This window comes from Rathayibacter sp. VKM Ac-2926 (assembly GCF_022815565.1).
In the GTDB taxonomy this organism is placed as follows: Bacteria; Actinomycetota; Actinomycetes; order Actinomycetales; family Microbacteriaceae; genus Rathayibacter; species Rathayibacter festucae.
The window spans coordinates 94,421-107,879 of sequence record NZ_JALGRS010000002.1 but is presented as its reverse complement, the minus strand read 5'-3'; the positions used below and the strand labels follow the sequence as shown (position 1 = coordinate 107,879).

Genomic DNA, 13,459 nt, shown 5'->3' with positions numbered 1-13,459 from the left:
CACGACGCGGACGTAGGTTCTCCCTGCGTCGCCCCGCGGCCCGGCCTTCCGAACGGTCCGGCGAGCAGGACGACAGCCCCCGGGCACCCCCGCAACGAAGAAGTTGTCCCTACATGGAGGTAGTGATGTCGACCCGACAGAACCGGCGAGCAGTGCTCGCCCTCGGCGCAGGAGGAGCGGCTCTCGCTCTCGCGCTCACCGGCTGCAGCACCGGAGGAGGAGGCGGCGATTCCGCCGACGGCTCCACGCTGAGCGTGCTCATCGACAACCAGACGGCGACCGTCGAGCTCTGGGACGCGCTGAAGACGAAGTTCGAGGAGGAGAACGACGGCATCACCCTCGACATCGAGACCCGGCCGCAGGGCAGCGAGGGCGACAACTTGATCAAGACGCGCCTCGCCACCGGCGAGATGAACGACGTCTTCGCCTACAACTCGGGCTCGCTCTTCCAGGCGCTGAACCCCGACCAGAACCTCGCGCCGCTCTCGGACGAGGCGTGGGTCGACTCGCTCGACGAGGGCTTCCGCACCGTGGTCTCGACCGACTCGGACCTCTACGGCATCCCGCTCGGCCAGGCGATGGGCGGCGCGGTCCTCTACAACAAGGACGTCTACAGCAGCCTCGGACTGACCGTGCCGAAGACCTGGGACGAGTTCATCGCGAACAGCGAGAAGATCAAGGCCGCCGGCGACGTCGCGCCGATCATCCAGACCTACGGCGACACCTGGACCTCGCAGCTCTTCGTGCTCGGCGACTTCGCCAACGTGCTGGAGCAGGACCCGGAGTGGGCGACCCAGTACACGGCCAACGAGGCCAAGTACGTCGACGAGCCCGCGCTGGCCGGCTTCGAGCACCTGCAGCAGGTCGCCGAGTCGGGGCTGGTGAACGAGGACTACGCCTCGGCCACCTACGACGACGGCGTCCGCATGGTCGCGACCGGCGAGGGCGCGCAGTACCCGATGCTGACCTTCGCGGCCGGCCCGCTGATCCAGAACTACCCGGACTCGCTCGACAAGGTCGGCCTCTTCCCGCTGCCCGGCGAGTCGGCCGACTCCAACCCGCTGACCGTCTGGCAGCCCAACGCGGTCTACGTGCCGAAGTCGACCGAGGGCGCGAAGCTCGAGAGCGCCAAGAAGCTGATGGCCTTCCTGGTCACCCCCGAGAGCTGCGACATCCAGAGCGAGATCGCCGCGCCGCAGGGTCCGTTCGTGATCGACGGCTGCACGCTGCCCGACGACGTGCCCGCCCTCGTGTCGGACATGCAGCCCTACTTCGACAGCGGTGACACCGGCCTCGCGCTCGAGTTCCTCTCGCCGATCAAGGGACCGGCGCTCGAGCAGATCACCGTCGCCGTCGGCTCGGGCATCACGCCCGCCGCGGAGGGTGCTCAGCAGTACGACGACGACGTCACGAAGCAGGCCAAGCAGCTCGGCCTCGACGGCTGGTGAGCCGCGGGGGCCGGGAGCGGAGGCAGCCCCTCCACTCCCGGCCCCTTCCCCCGGGCGCACCGCCCTCCCACCCCTCCCCCCGGCCGATCGACGGAGATCTGATGACCGCAACGATGGAGAAGCGCCCGGCCCGGCGCTCCGAACCCTCCCGCTCCCCCGAGCCACCGAAACGGCGCAAGGCCATGAAGAGCCCGTACCCGACGTGGTTCTACCTCCCGGCCGGCGTCTTCTACGTGGTCCTGTTCCTCGTCCCGACGGTCGCCTCCCTCTACTTCTCCCTCACCCGCTGGACGCTCTTCGACTCGACCTTCATCGGCTTCGAGAACTTCGTCGAGTTCTTCCAGGACCCGGCGCTGACGACCGGCTTCGTCAACACCTTCATCTACGCGGCGATCACCTCGGGCCTGAAGATCGTGCTCGGCATGGCCCTCGGTGTGCTGCTGAGCTCGCAGATCATCGGCCGCGGCTTCCTCCGCAGCGTGGTGTTCTTCCCGGTGCTGGTGTCGACGATCGGCATCGGCATCACCTTCAAGGTGCTGCTCGACCCGTTCGACGGGCTGGTCAACCAGGGCCTCGCGACGATCGGCCTCGCCGGTCCGGGCTGGCTCACCGACCCGCAGTGGGCTCTCTTCTCGGTCGCGCTCGTCGACGTCTGGAAGGGCGTCGGACTCGCGACGCTCATCTACATCGCCGGCATCGTCGCGATCCCGCAGGACTACTTCGAGGCCGCCCGCGTCGACGGCGCCGGCGCCTGGCACAACTTCCGGCACATCACGCTGCCGCTGCTGCGCCCCGCCACCGTGACGGTGATCCTCCTCTCGCTGATCGGCGGGCTGCGCTCCTTCGATCTGATCTGGGCGATGACCAAGGGCGGGCCGGGCTTCACCAGCGACGTGGTCGCCTCGGTCATCTACAAGCAGTACCAGGCCGGCTTCTACGGACTCTCGACCGCAGGCAACGTCATCCTCTTCCTCGTCGTCGCAGCGCTGATCTTCCCGCTGTCGGCCTGGCTCAACCGGAAGGACAAGGAGCTGTGACCACCACGCCGCTCACGCCCGCCCCGCTCTCGCCGACCCCGCTCCAGGACGACCCGCTGCGCGCCAAGGTGCGCCAGCGCGGCGTCGGCCGCGGCTCCCGGACCTGGCGCTACGGCGGCGGGATCCTCGCGATCGTCCTCGCCGTCCTCGTCTTCATCGTCCCCTTCCTCTTCATCGTGCTCACCGCCGCGAAGACGCAGCAGGAGTCGTCGCTGCTCGGCTTCACCCTGCCGACCCAGTGGGTGTTCCTCGAGAACCTGCAAGAGGTGGTCTCGGCGCGGAACTTCGTGCTGCTGCGGGCCTTCGCGAACAGCGCGATCCTGACGATCGTCTCCGTCACGGTGATGGTGGTCCTGGCCGCGATGGTCGGCTACGTCCTCCAGCGCCGCCGCTCGAAGTGGAACCCGCTCGTCAACGGCTTCGTCCTGGCCGGCCTGATCATCCCGCCCGCCGTCGTCCCGACGATCTGGGTCCTGCAGGGCCTCGAGCTCTTCAAGACGCTGCCCGGCCTGATCGCGGTGCACGTCGCGTTCGGCCTCTCCTTCTGCATCCTCCTGTTCCGCGCCTTCGTCTCGACGATCCCCCGCGAGCTGGACGAGGCGGCGACCATCGACGGCGCCGGTCCCTTCCGCCTCTTCTTCACGGTGGTGCTGCCGCTGCTGAAGCCGGTGATCGTGACGGTGATCGTCGTGCAGGCCGTGACGGTCTTCAACGACTTCACCTACGCGCTGTACTTCCTGCCCGGCGACGACAACGCGACCGTGCAGCTGACGCTGTACAACTTCTCGTCGCAGTCGGTGTCCTCCTGGAACCTGCTCTTCATGGACGTGCTGCTCATCACCATCCCGCCGCTGGTGATGTACATCTTCTTCAACCGCCAGATCGTCGCCGGCATGACGTCCGGAGCGGTCAAGGGCTGAGCGGAGCCGCCTCTCCTTCGGCCGGGTGCTCCCCCGGCGGGCGCCGCTCGGTCCAGCGGGCGACGTCCGACGGGGGCTCGGTCGTGGGGAGGTCACGGGGGCCGACGAGTCGGCGCAGCCGGGCAGGTCGACGCGAGCGGGTCAGCGCCGTGCGCCAGCGGACGTCGACCACCGCGCGCTGCAGCGGGTCGATCGGCTGGAGGACGCCGTCGATCCGCTCCTCGATGCGCACGAGCGGCGGGCGGACGAGGTGCAGGCGTCGGCCGGGCTCGCGCTCCGGATCGGCGCGGCCGGCCCGGGTACGGAGCTGCTGCTCGAGCTGCTCCGGATCGCGGGCCGACCAGGCGCTGACGCCGACGCGGCCGTCGGGCAGGGCGAAGCGCTCGGTGATCCGCAGCGGGAGCTCGTCGTGGGGGTGGGTCATCGTTCGTGCCTTCCGGTGGAGAAAAGAGGAGGAGGATCAGCGCTCGACGGGAGTCGCGGTGCGCCGTCGGCGCAGACGCCTCGCGGCGAGGAGGCCGCCGCCCGAGAGCAGGAGCAGTCCGCCTGCCAGCGCGACCGGGCTCACCGCCGTCCCGCTGACGGCGAGCGCCGTCGGCACGGGGCCGACCGGGGGCACGGACACCGCCGCGCAGCTGGCTGTCGGCTCGTCGTCGCAGGGGTGCTGGACCGAGGTCGGCGGGAAGCCCGGCGGCAGCCGCTCGATCCGCGCGCGATTCGCGATCGTCCAGGCGTCGACGCCGTCGGCGACCCGCCCCGTCACGGTGAAGACCGTCGAGGCGCCGGGCGCCAGGGCCAGGCCCTCGACCTCGAGATCGGCGGAGGCGGGCCCGCCGTCCCGCGAGATCGTCACGTCGGACAGGTGCTCGAGGGTCGGGACGTCGGTGAGGGTGAACCCCTCCGCGGGACGGGCGCCGATGTTCGCGACGACGATGCGGAAGCCGGCGCGGCCGCCGTGCGCGACCGTCGGCTCCAGTGCGGTCTTCGCGATCGCGAGACGGCCGTCGGCCCCTGGCGCAGGGACCTCGGGTACCGGCACCTCGGGCACGGGCACCTCGGGCACCGGGACCTCGGGCACGGGCACCTCGGGCACGGGGATCTCGGCGCAGGAGAACGCGGCGTCGTCCGGGCACGGGTGCCGGACCGCGGGAGGCTCGAAGCCGCCCGGCTGCTGCGAGATCATCGCCCGGTTCGGCACGGTGAGGGCGTCCCCCCCCTCGGCCACCCGGCCGCTGACGTGCAGGGCGATCTGCCCGCCCGCAGGGATCGCGAGCCCGGTCACAGGCTCCGTCGCGGGCTGGACGCCTCCGGCGCCGTTCTCGATCACGGCGTCGAGGAGGTGGTCGAGCACCGGGACGTCGGTGACGGTCACGTCGGCGGCGTCGAGCGAGCCCGAGTTGCCCACGACCACGTCGAAGCCGGCCTGCCCGCCGTGCTCGGCCGACGGCTGAGCGGCCGTCTTGTCGATCCACAGCGCCCCTCGGCCGATCGCGTGCGGGACGGTCGCGCACGGGTTCTGATCGTTCGCGACTCCCGAGGCCGAGGGCGCGAAGGCGGCGCCCACGAGGCAGGCCGTGTTCGTGAGGATGCGGTCCCCGGACCGGTCCGTGCGCACGACGACCTCGAAGGAGAGCTCGGCGACGGTGCCGACCGGCAGGGTCCCGGCCGCCCAGGCAAGGCGGCCCGTCGCCGGATCGACCGTGGCCGTGCCGTGCGAGGTCCGAATCGAGGCGGTGTCGAGGTCGGCGTCGTCGAGGACTCCCCGGTCGAGGTGGTCGACGACGGCCGCGCCGCGGGCGTCCCCCGAGCCGTCGGAGGTGAGCGTCAGCCGGTACGGCACCCGCGCGCCCGGGCGCAGCGGGACGTCGGACGGCACCGACGAGCTCTTCGTCAGGGTGACGTGAGGGGTGAGAGCGCCGAGCCCGGCGACCGCCGTCGCGCCGTCGGAGCCGGCGGCCCAGTCGTCGATCGCGCGCAGGTCGCCGTAGGAGCCGTGGACGGAGTCGTTCGCGTTCGGCACGCGACCCCGGCCCGAGTCGTCCGCCTCCCAGCGGTGGACCCCGGCGCTCGAGTCCGCGCCGGCGGCCGGCGAGGTGACGGCGGAGGTGACCGAGTAGCGATCGCCGTTCGAGTCGGCGAGCAGGTGGTCGTCCCAGTGCAGGGCGGACGGCGCCGCATCGCCTCCGGTGGAGCGCACGACGGACAGGCCGCCGCCCGACGTCTCCGCATCGACACGGGTGACGTGGAACTCGTTCGTCCGCCCGATCGAGGCGCGGAAGCGGACGTCGGAGTCGGTGGTGTCGACCGCGTCGCCGCGCGCGTCGAGGCCGTCCCAGGCGATGTCGAACGGGCCGGGCTCCGCGACGATGCGGGAGAGGTGGACGTCGCGCGGGCCGTCGTAGGCCCCGTCCCCGTCGGCGTCGATGTCGGCCGCGACCGTGCCCGGCTGGGTGCCGAGCGTGCCGACGAGAGTCCCCGCGTTCGAGCCGGAGCCGGAGCGTCGATAGGCGAGCCCCTCGATCGTCGGGGCGGCGTAGGCGGGCGCGATCGCGGCCGGGAGATCGGCCGCGGGCGGGTCCAGGAAGAGCTTGTAGGTCTGCAGGCCGTCGATGCCGGAGCGCCCGGACGCCTGGACGTACTGCGCGCCGACCCCCTGCGCCTCGGTCGACTCCGGCATCGGCACGGACAGGTACGACGGATCGGAGGACCCGACCCGGACGTTGCCCTTGTTCGTCGCCTGGAGCGTCGAGGCGACGCCGTCGTAGTCGCGGAGCGTCAGGTCGTAGCGCGCCCCGGTCTCGGTGATCGCGTGCAGCGTGAACGTCGCGCGGCGCTCGGCGGGTGTCGCGTAGCTCGTCCTCGCACCCGACTGGATCCCGAAGGAGGTGGACCAGACCCGGCCTGCGAGCGGCGCGTTCGCCGCCGTGGCGACCCCGATGCTCCAGACCAGGTTGACGGGCGCCGTGACGTCGGCGTCGGTCACGATCACGCGGAAGACGCCGGTCTCCGAGGCGACGAAGTCGCCCCCGGCCGCGACCGACGGCGGAGCGCCCCGCGGGAAGACCTGCGCGTCGAGCACGGCGCCGTCCGGCGCGAGGATCGAGGCGGTGCCGCCTCCGGTCTCGCCCTCCCCCGTGCCCGACCCGCCCTTCAGCGGGTGCAGCTCGGCGCTCAGCCGCTCGCCCTTCTGCAGCCAGGCCGAGACCGTGGTCGCCCCCGCGTTGGTGGATCCGCCGTGCAGCAGGGTGTTCTCGATCGTCCTGCGCGGTGCCGGTGGCGCGGCACCCGCGGGCGGGCTGCTCGCCGCCACTCCGAGCAGCCCGCCGACGAGGGCGGTGCACAACCCCGCTCCCGCGAGCTGCCGGACGGCTCTCCCCCTGCGCCGGCCTCGGCGCCCCGTCCGTTCCGTTCGACTCATCCGCTCGTCCCTCTCCTCGGCCGCCCGCGCTCGCTGCGCCGGCGGCGGTCGTTCAGCCCCGTGGGAAGGAGAGTAATGCTCACCTCGATGTGGCTGAGCGCCTCTGCGATGATCGGTGGACAACTCCGCGGCTCGGACGATGGGGAGGAGTAGCGTCTCCGGCGCCGGACGGAGACGGCGCGCGGGATCCGTGGCACGCTCGTGGAGACCGAAAGGCCGTGATGACCACCGCACCTCCCTCCGCTCCGACTCCCTCTCCCGCTCCGCTCGCCGGCGTCCGCGTGCTCGAGCTGGGCAACTTCATCGCCGCCCCCACCGCGGGCCGCCTGCTCGCCGACTTCGGCGCCGACGTGATCAAGGTCGAGCGCCCCGGCACGGGCGACGAGCTGCGCAAGTGGCGGCTGCACCCCGGATCGACGACGTCGATGCTCTTCCACACCCTCAACCGCAGCAAGCGCTCGGTCGCGCTCGACCTGCGCACGGAGGAGGGCCGCGACGCCGTCCGCGGGCTCGCCGCCGAGTGCGACGTCGTCCTCGAGAACTTCCGCCCGGGCACCCTCGAGCGCTGGGGCATCGGACCGGACGTGCTGAACGAGGCGAACCCCGAGCTGGTCATCGGCCGCATCTCGGCGTTCGGCCAGACCGGGCCGCTCTCCAGCCGGCCGGGCTTCGCGGCGGTCGCCGAGGCGATGGGCGGCTTCCGCGAGCTGGTCGGCGATCCGGACCGCCCGCCCGTCCGCGTCGGCGTCTCGATCGGCGACTCGATCGCCGGCCTCTACGCCGGCTACGGGGTGATGATGGCGCTCTTCCAGCGCGAGACCCGCCGCGCCGCCGGGCTCGGTCCGGCACCGCTGGTCGAGCGGGTGATCGACGTCGCGCTGAACGAGGCGATGTTCTCGATGATGGAGTCGCTCATCCCCGACTACCAGGCGCACGGCATCGTCCGGGAGCGCGTCGGCGGCCGGATGGAGGGCATCGCGCCGACGAACGCCTACGTCTGCGGCGACGGCTCCAGCATCGTCGTCGCTGCCAACGGCGACGCGATCTTCCAGCGCCTGATGGCGATCATCGACCGCGCCGACCTGGCCGAGGACCCGGACCTGCTCACCAACGACGGCCGCTGGCGCCGCCGCGACGAGCTCGACGCCGCGATCGGCGCCTGGACCGCCACGACGACCTCGGACGCGGCGCTCGCGATCCTCGACGAGCGCGGCGTGCCCTCGGGCCCGATCCTCACCGCAGCGGACATCAGCACGAACGAGCAGTACGCGGCCCGCGGCATGATCCAGAAGTTCGACGTCGACACGGGCGCCGGGATCATCGAGGGCGTCGGCTTCCCCGGCATCGTCCCGGTGCTCGGCGATCACTCGCTCCCCATCCGCACGCTCGCGCCCGCGCTGGGCCACGACACCGAGGAGGTCCTGGCGATGCTCGGACGGAAGCCGATCGACGACGCAGCGGCGGAGGAGACCCGATGACCGCCGCCGACCGCACCGTCCGACTGCGCGACGTCACCCTCCGCGACGGACTGCAGCTGACCGGCAAGCTCCTCTCGACCGAGCGCAAGGTCGAGCTGGTCCGGGCGCTCCTCGCGGCGGGCGTCCCCGAGCTGGAGATCGGCTCGCTCGCGCGGGGCGATCTCGTGCCGCCGATGGCCAACACCCTCGAGGTCGTCGCGGCGCTGACCGCCGAGGAGCTCGAGCACTGCTGGGTCTGGGTGGCGACCCCGCGCCACATCGAGCGAGCAGCGGCGGCCGGCGCGCGCAACTTCCAGTACTGCCTCTCGGCCTCCGACTCCCACAACCGGGCGAACATCGGTCGCAGCACCGAGGCCAGCCTCGAGGCGATGCCCGACGCCGTCGCCCTCGCGCACGCGGCAGGCGGGCGCATCCAGCTCTGCATCGCCACGTCCTTCACCTGCCCCTTCGAGGGCCCGGTGCCCGAGGAGCGGGTGCTCGCGATCGCGAACGACCCGCGCGCAGCCGGCGCCGAGGACGTCGTCATCTGCGACACCCTCGGCCAGGCCCATCCCGAGCAGGTGTTCTCGCTCGTCTCCCGGGTCGCCGCCGAGACGCCGCCCCGGGAGATCGTCTTCCACGGCCACGACACCTGGGGCGCCGGCGTGGTCAACGCGCTGACCGCCGTCCGCGCCGGGGCGACCGTCGTCGACGGGGCGCTCGGCGGGCTGGGCGGCTGCCCGTTCGCACCCGGCGCGAGCGGCAACACCGCCACCGAGGACCTCGTCTTCGCGATGCGCCCCGACTGGCTCGACACCGAGCGCTTCGCCGAGCTGGTGCGCCAGTCCGAGCGGCTGCTCGCCGACGTCGAGGAGCCGAACCGCTCGAAGGCCCGCCAGGGCGCCCGCTCGAAGGCCGATGCCTTCCCGTGGGTGGTCGCGGACGCGACGGCCTGAGGCACGTTCCCGCGGGCGGATCCGCTTGGAAGAGCTGGCCGCAGCCTTTGCTGGTCGAGTAGCCCCGCAGGGGCGTATCGAGACCCGGCGTCACCAGCAGGGCGGGTCTGCAGCTTCAGGTGCTGACGGTGGTGGATCTCGATACGCCCGCTCCGCGGGCTACTCGATCAGCATGGGCAGGGCCGCTCGGCGGACTGGTCGATCAGCATGGGCGGGCCCGCTGCGCGGGCTCCTCGGTCCGCATGCGCGGGCCCGGTCCGCTGGCTGCTCGATCGGCAGGGTTCGCTGCGCGATCGGCGGCCGATGGCGCGTCGGTCAGGCCGGGACGGGCTCGCGCGGGACGCGGGGCTTCGCGGCCGAGGTGAGCAGCGAGGCGAGGGCGACCAGCACGAGGACGACGGCCATCGCGCCGCGCAGGCCGAAGTGCTCGCCGAGGAAGCCGAGCAGGGGCGGGCCGACGAGGAAGGCGATGTAGCCGGCGGTCGCGACGGCGGCGACCGCGGCGGTCGGGTCCTCGCTCTCGCCCGCGGCAGAGAGGGTGACGGGGAAGCCGAGGGCCGCGCCGAGACCCCAGAGGACCACGGCCGCACCGGCGACGACGGCGTTGTCGGCGAAGACGACGATGCCGATCCCGACCGCCGAGACGAGGGTGCTCGCCAGCAGCACGGTCGCCTTGCCGAAGCGGGCCAGCAGGGGGGTGCCGAGGAAGCGGCCGACGGTCATCGCCGCGGCGAAGGCGGTGAACACCACGGTGCCGACGGTGGCGGAGACGCCGTGGCCGTCGACCATGAGCAGCGGCAGCCAGTCGGTCGCCGAGCCCTCGGCCAGCGCCAGGGCGAGCACGATCAGGCCGAGCATCAGCACGCGCGGCTGCTGCCAGACCGGCGTCGAGCGGACCTTCTCGCGGGGAGCGCCGGCGACGGCGCGCTCGACCCGACCGGTCTCGACCGGGATGGAGCGGATGACGGTGAGCAGCAGCGCCAGCGCGACGACCGCGACTCCGACGAGCTGCCAGACCACGGGGAAGTCGATCGCCGTCAGGCCGATGCCCGCGACCGCGCCGGTGACGGTGCCGAGACTGTAGAAGCCGTGCAGCGCGGGCAGCACCGAGCGGCCGGTGAGCGTCTCGAGCGCCGCTCCCTCCACGTTGAGCGCGATCTCGGAGATGCCGATCCCGAAGCCGACGAGGGCGAGGCCCGCTGCGACGCCGAACGGGGTGGAGAGCTCGGCGAAGAGGCCGGTCAGCGCGATGCCGGTGACGAAGGAGGCGCCGCCGATCACGACGGTGAAGCGCACCCCCTGCCGGCGGACGACGGCGGCGGAGGACAGGACTCCGCTCATCGAGCCGACCGAGAGGCCGAGCAGGACGAGCCCCATCTCGGCGGTCGACGCGGCGAGCAGGTCGCGGACCGCCGGGGTCCGCACGACCCAGGAGGCCATCCCGATGCCGAAGACGAGCATGAAGGCCGAGATGGCCAGGCGGCGCTTCGCGGCGGAGACGGGGCGGGACGGCATGACTACGACGGTATCGCCCGGGGGTGGACGGCAGGCGCCGCAGGACGGACGGGGCGCCCGTCAACCTCCTCCGCCGGCACGCGGGCCGCGGCTAGCGTCGAGGAGGGCCGGCGCCGCGGAACGACGGCGCCCCGCCCGCTCGACGACCCGGAGGACCCCATGCCCGACCAGTACACCTTCACGAATCCCGCCACGCAGTACCCGAACGTCACGCCGCCGGTGCAGCAGCAGCCCGAGCCCGGCCTCCAGTCGCGGATGACCCCGGTCCCGGACCTCGGCGAGGACAGCTACCGCGGCACCGGCCGCCTCACCGGGCGGCGCGCGCTGATCACGGGCGCCGACTCCGGCATCGGCGCCGCGGTCGCGATCGCCTTCGCCCGCGAGGGCGCGGACATCGCGCTCGCCTACCTCCCCGACGAGGAGGAGGACGCGCAGCACGTCGTCGAGCTGATCCGCGCGGCCGGCCGCACCGCCGTGACGATCCCGGGCGACCTGACCGACGCGCAGTACTGCCGGGACCTGGTCGCGAAGGCCGTCGAGGGGCTCGGCGGCCTCGACACGGTCGTCAACGTCGCCGGCAAGCAGGTCTGGCAGGACGACGTGCTCGAGCTCAGCGACGAGCAGTTCGAGACGACGTTCGCGATCAACGTCTTCGCGCCGTTCCGCATCATCAAGGCGGCGCTCCCGCACCTCCCCGCGGGCTCCACCATCATCAACACGGCCTCGGCCGAGGCGCACACGCCCGCGCCCGACCGCCTCGACTACGCGATGACCAAGGGCGCGATCAACAACCTGTCCAAGGGGCTCGCCCAGCAGCTCGCGTCGAAGGGCATCCGGGTGAACGTCGTCGCACCGGGACCGACCTGGTCGGTGCTGCAGGTGACCGCGGGTGTCGACCCCGAGAGCCTGCCCGAGTTCGGTTCGAGCGAGGCGCCGATGGGCCGCGCCGCGCAGCCGGCCGAGCAGGCGCCGGCCTACGTCTTCCTCGCCTCGGCGGAGTCGAGCTACGTGGTCGGCGAGACGCTGAACGTCAACGGCGGGATGGTCTCGCCGTAGCCGATGCCGCAGGGTCGGCGCCCGCCCTCTACGGTAGGGAGCATGAGGACGAGGCGCCGGCTCCTGCCCGTGGTCGCGGGCGCGCTGCTCGTCGTGATCGGGATCGTCGTGGCGGCGACCACTCCGCGCGAGGTGTCGTTCGGCTGGTTCGCGTACGCCCCGCTCTCGGAGACGATGTTCTCGCCCGGGACGATGGTCGTCACTCCGGGCCTGGCGACCGCCGCCGCGCTGATCGTGCTCGGGCTGCTCGTGCTGGCGTTCTGCGCGGGCTGGCTTCTCGCCCGACGGCGACTGCGTACCGCGAGTGGAGCATCGAGACAGGGCTCCTGACGCCTCGGTCCGCGCGCCTGCGCTGTGACGCGGTGACGACGCGGCGCGAGTCGGCGACGGACCTGCGGCGCGCGGAACGCAGTCCGGCTCGCAGAATCGGGAGGATTCCACGAGCCGAAGATGATTCCGCGAGCCGGAGCTGGGCATCGGCGGTGGCGCTCGTGACGTTCGGCACGTGGATCCGGGTCCGGCTCGTGGGATCGGCCGGTTCTCACGAGCCGAGGCTGTTCCTGCGAGCCGAGGCCGATGCGGGTGGACCTCCGGCACGTGGAACGAGGCTCGGCTCGCCGGATCGAGTCGATTTCACGAGCCGGAGCTGACTCCACGAGCCGGAGCAGATCCCACGAGCCGCCGCTGAGCAGGAACATCTCACGCGAACGGACCCGAACCGGGCCCTGTGCCCGGAGCGGAGCCCGATTACCGTCCACTCGCTCGCGGCTCCGACTGCGAGTGGACGGGAAACGGGCCCCGCGTGGGTGTCAGGGCCCGTTCCGCGTCCGGTCGCGGAGCCGCCCCCGGGAACCGGCCCGCCGCTAGGGTGAGCGCACCCGCCGCCGCTGCGATCCCCGCGCGACCGGGACACCGAGAGGCGGCCGCCGTGGTCCCCGACATCAATCCGTGGGCGGTCGGACTCGCCACCCTGTCGACGATGCTCGTCGGCTCGATCTGGTACACCCCGAAGGTCTTCGGCACGCTCTGGATCCGCCTGGCCGGCATCAGCCGGGAGCAGATGAGCAGCCGCAGCGCGGTCGTCCCGATCTTCGTCACCGTCGTGGTCAGCCTCGTCACCGCGCTCGTCCTGGCCGGCTGCGTCGACATCGCGCACGCCTTCTACGGCGGCAGCTGGTTCGCGAACTCGCTGATCACCGGGCTGTTCCTCTTCGCCGGCTTCACCGCCGCGCGGATGATCACCCACGACGCCTTCGAGGGCCGCCCGGCCAAGCTGACGATCCTGAACATCACGCACGAGCTCGTCACGATCCTCGTGATGGCCGTGATCATCGGCCTGCTGCCGGCCTGACGCCGGCCCCGCCCCGGCGCCCCGGTCAGCCCTCCGGCAGCTCCGCGAACGTGCGCTTGGCGCCGTTGTACCAGCCCATCGACTGCACGGGGTGGCGCCAGCGGTTCTTCATCTCGTTGCGCGCCTCGTCGTGCGTCGCATCGCCGGCCTTCACCGCGTCGCGCAGGTGCCGGTCCTGCAGGGTGATGACGACGTCGGCCGTGTCGCCGCGGTGCTCGAGATCGCAGGGTCCGCCGAGCTGGCGGCAGGTCATGGTCTTCATCGGGTGCTCCTTCTGTCGGGCGCCGGGTGGGCCTCTCTC

At 72.4% G+C, this 13,459-nt stretch carries 12 protein-coding genes; 8 read left to right on the top strand and 4 right to left on the bottom strand.

The window, feature by feature from the left end; translation table 11 throughout:
- Positions 1–125 precede the first annotated feature (125 nt).
- The 3 genes from MT351_RS03020 to MT351_RS03010 all read left to right on the top strand — a co-directional run bounded on the left by MT351_RS03020 (position 126) and on the right by MT351_RS03010 (position 3,405).
- Positions 126–1,448, top strand: a complete 1,323-nt coding sequence (locus tag MT351_RS03020) for an ABC transporter substrate-binding protein (protein WP_243581203.1) — start codon at positions 126–128, stop codon at positions 1,446–1,448.
- A 182-nt stretch (positions 1,449–1,630) separates the two neighbouring features.
- Positions 1,631–2,485 (top strand): carbohydrate ABC transporter permease, encoded by an 855-nt coding sequence (locus MT351_RS03015; protein ID WP_243581202.1) that lies wholly within the window; start codon positions 1,631–1,633, stop codon positions 2,483–2,485.
- Between the two features lie 122 nt (positions 2,486–2,607).
- Complete coding sequence (locus MT351_RS03010) at positions 2,608–3,405, top strand: carbohydrate ABC transporter permease (protein ID WP_372487890.1); 798 nt, start codon at positions 2,608–2,610, stop codon at positions 3,403–3,405.
- Here the strand turns inward: MT351_RS03010 and MT351_RS03005 are convergent.
- Together MT351_RS03005 and MT351_RS03000 are read right to left on the bottom strand one after the other, a co-directional pair.
- Positions 3,395–3,829 (bottom strand): hypothetical protein, encoded by a 435-nt coding sequence (locus tag MT351_RS03005; RefSeq protein ID WP_243581201.1) that lies wholly within the window; start codon positions 3,827–3,829, stop codon positions 3,395–3,397. The genes MT351_RS03010 and MT351_RS03005 overlap by 11 nt on opposite strands.
- 36 nt (positions 3,830–3,865) lie before the next feature.
- Positions 3,866–6,748, bottom strand: a complete 2,883-nt coding sequence (locus MT351_RS03000) for a DUF11 domain-containing protein (RefSeq protein ID WP_243581200.1) — start codon at positions 6,746–6,748, stop codon at positions 3,866–3,868.
- 296 nt (positions 6,749–7,044) lie between these two features.
- Here MT351_RS03000 and MT351_RS02995 point away from each other — a divergent pair, with 296 nt between their 5' ends.
- Together MT351_RS02995 and MT351_RS02990 are read left to right on the top strand one after the other, a co-directional pair.
- Entirely contained in the window at positions 7,045–8,301 is a 1,257-nt protein-coding gene (locus MT351_RS02995; protein WP_243581199.1) for a CaiB/BaiF CoA-transferase family protein, read from the top strand.
- The gene (locus tag MT351_RS02990; RefSeq protein WP_243581198.1) at positions 8,298–9,236 is read left to right on the top strand and encodes a hydroxymethylglutaryl-CoA lyase; all 939 of its coding nucleotides are present in this window, start codon (positions 8,298–8,300) and stop codon (positions 9,234–9,236) included. Before MT351_RS02995 ends, MT351_RS02990 begins: the two co-directional genes overlap by 4 nt.
- Before the next feature lie 315 nt (positions 9,237–9,551).
- Here the strand turns inward: MT351_RS02990 and MT351_RS02985 are convergent, their stop codons facing one another.
- Positions 9,552–10,751 (bottom strand): MFS transporter, encoded by a 1,200-nt coding sequence (locus MT351_RS02985; RefSeq protein ID WP_243581197.1) that lies wholly within the window; start codon positions 10,749–10,751, stop codon positions 9,552–9,554.
- A 159-nt stretch (positions 10,752–10,910) separates the two neighbouring features.
- On the opposite strand from MT351_RS02985, the gene MT351_RS02980 reads away from it, so the two are divergent.
- The 3 genes from MT351_RS02980 (at position 10,911) to MT351_RS02970 (ending at position 13,158) form a co-directional block, all read left to right on the top strand.
- Complete coding sequence (locus tag MT351_RS02980; protein WP_132437961.1) at positions 10,911–11,807, top strand: SDR family oxidoreductase; 897 nt, start codon at positions 10,911–10,913, stop codon at positions 11,805–11,807.
- A 42-nt stretch (positions 11,808–11,849) separates the two neighbouring features.
- Positions 11,850–12,137 (top strand): hypothetical protein, encoded by a 288-nt coding sequence (locus tag MT351_RS02975; protein ID WP_148060289.1) that lies wholly within the window; start codon positions 11,850–11,852, stop codon positions 12,135–12,137.
- A 598-nt stretch (positions 12,138–12,735) separates the two neighbouring features.
- Positions 12,736–13,158: a DUF1761 domain-containing protein gene (locus tag MT351_RS02970; RefSeq protein WP_243581196.1), complete on the top strand. Its 423-nt coding sequence runs from the start codon at positions 12,736–12,738 to the stop codon at positions 13,156–13,158.
- 25 nt (positions 13,159–13,183) lie between these two features.
- On the opposite strand, the gene MT351_RS02965 is transcribed toward MT351_RS02970, so the two are convergent.
- Positions 13,184–13,420 (bottom strand): hypothetical protein, encoded by a 237-nt coding sequence (locus MT351_RS02965; RefSeq protein ID WP_123736654.1) that lies wholly within the window; start codon positions 13,418–13,420, stop codon positions 13,184–13,186.
- Positions 13,421–13,459 lie beyond the last annotated feature (39 nt).

Coding starts and splice junctions, on each gene's coding strand:
- MT351_RS03020 (WP_243581203.1), top strand. CDS start 126: ATGTCGACCCGACAGAACCGGCGAGCAGTGCTCGCCCTCGGCGCAGGA.
- MT351_RS03015 (WP_243581202.1), top strand. CDS start 1,631: ATGAAGAGCCCGTACCCGACGTGGTTCTACCTCCCGGCCGGCGTCTTC.
- MT351_RS03005 (WP_243581201.1), bottom strand. CDS start 3,829: ATGACCCACCCCCACGACGAGCTCCCGCTGCGGATCACCGAGCGCTTC.
- MT351_RS02995 (WP_243581199.1), top strand. CDS start 7,045: ATGACCACCGCACCTCCCTCCGCTCCGACTCCCTCTCCCGCTCCGCTC.
- MT351_RS02990 (WP_243581198.1), top strand. CDS start 8,298: ATGACCGCCGCCGACCGCACCGTCCGACTGCGCGACGTCACCCTCCGC.
- MT351_RS02985 (WP_243581197.1), bottom strand. CDS start 10,751: ATGCCGTCCCGCCCCGTCTCCGCCGCGAAGCGCCGCCTGGCCATCTCG.
- MT351_RS02980 (WP_132437961.1), top strand. CDS start 10,911: ATGCCCGACCAGTACACCTTCACGAATCCCGCCACGCAGTACCCGAAC.
- MT351_RS02975 (WP_148060289.1), top strand. CDS start 11,850: ATGAGGACGAGGCGCCGGCTCCTGCCCGTGGTCGCGGGCGCGCTGCTC.
- MT351_RS02965 (WP_123736654.1), bottom strand. CDS start 13,420: ATGAAGACCATGACCTGCCGCCAGCTCGGCGGACCCTGCGATCTCGAG.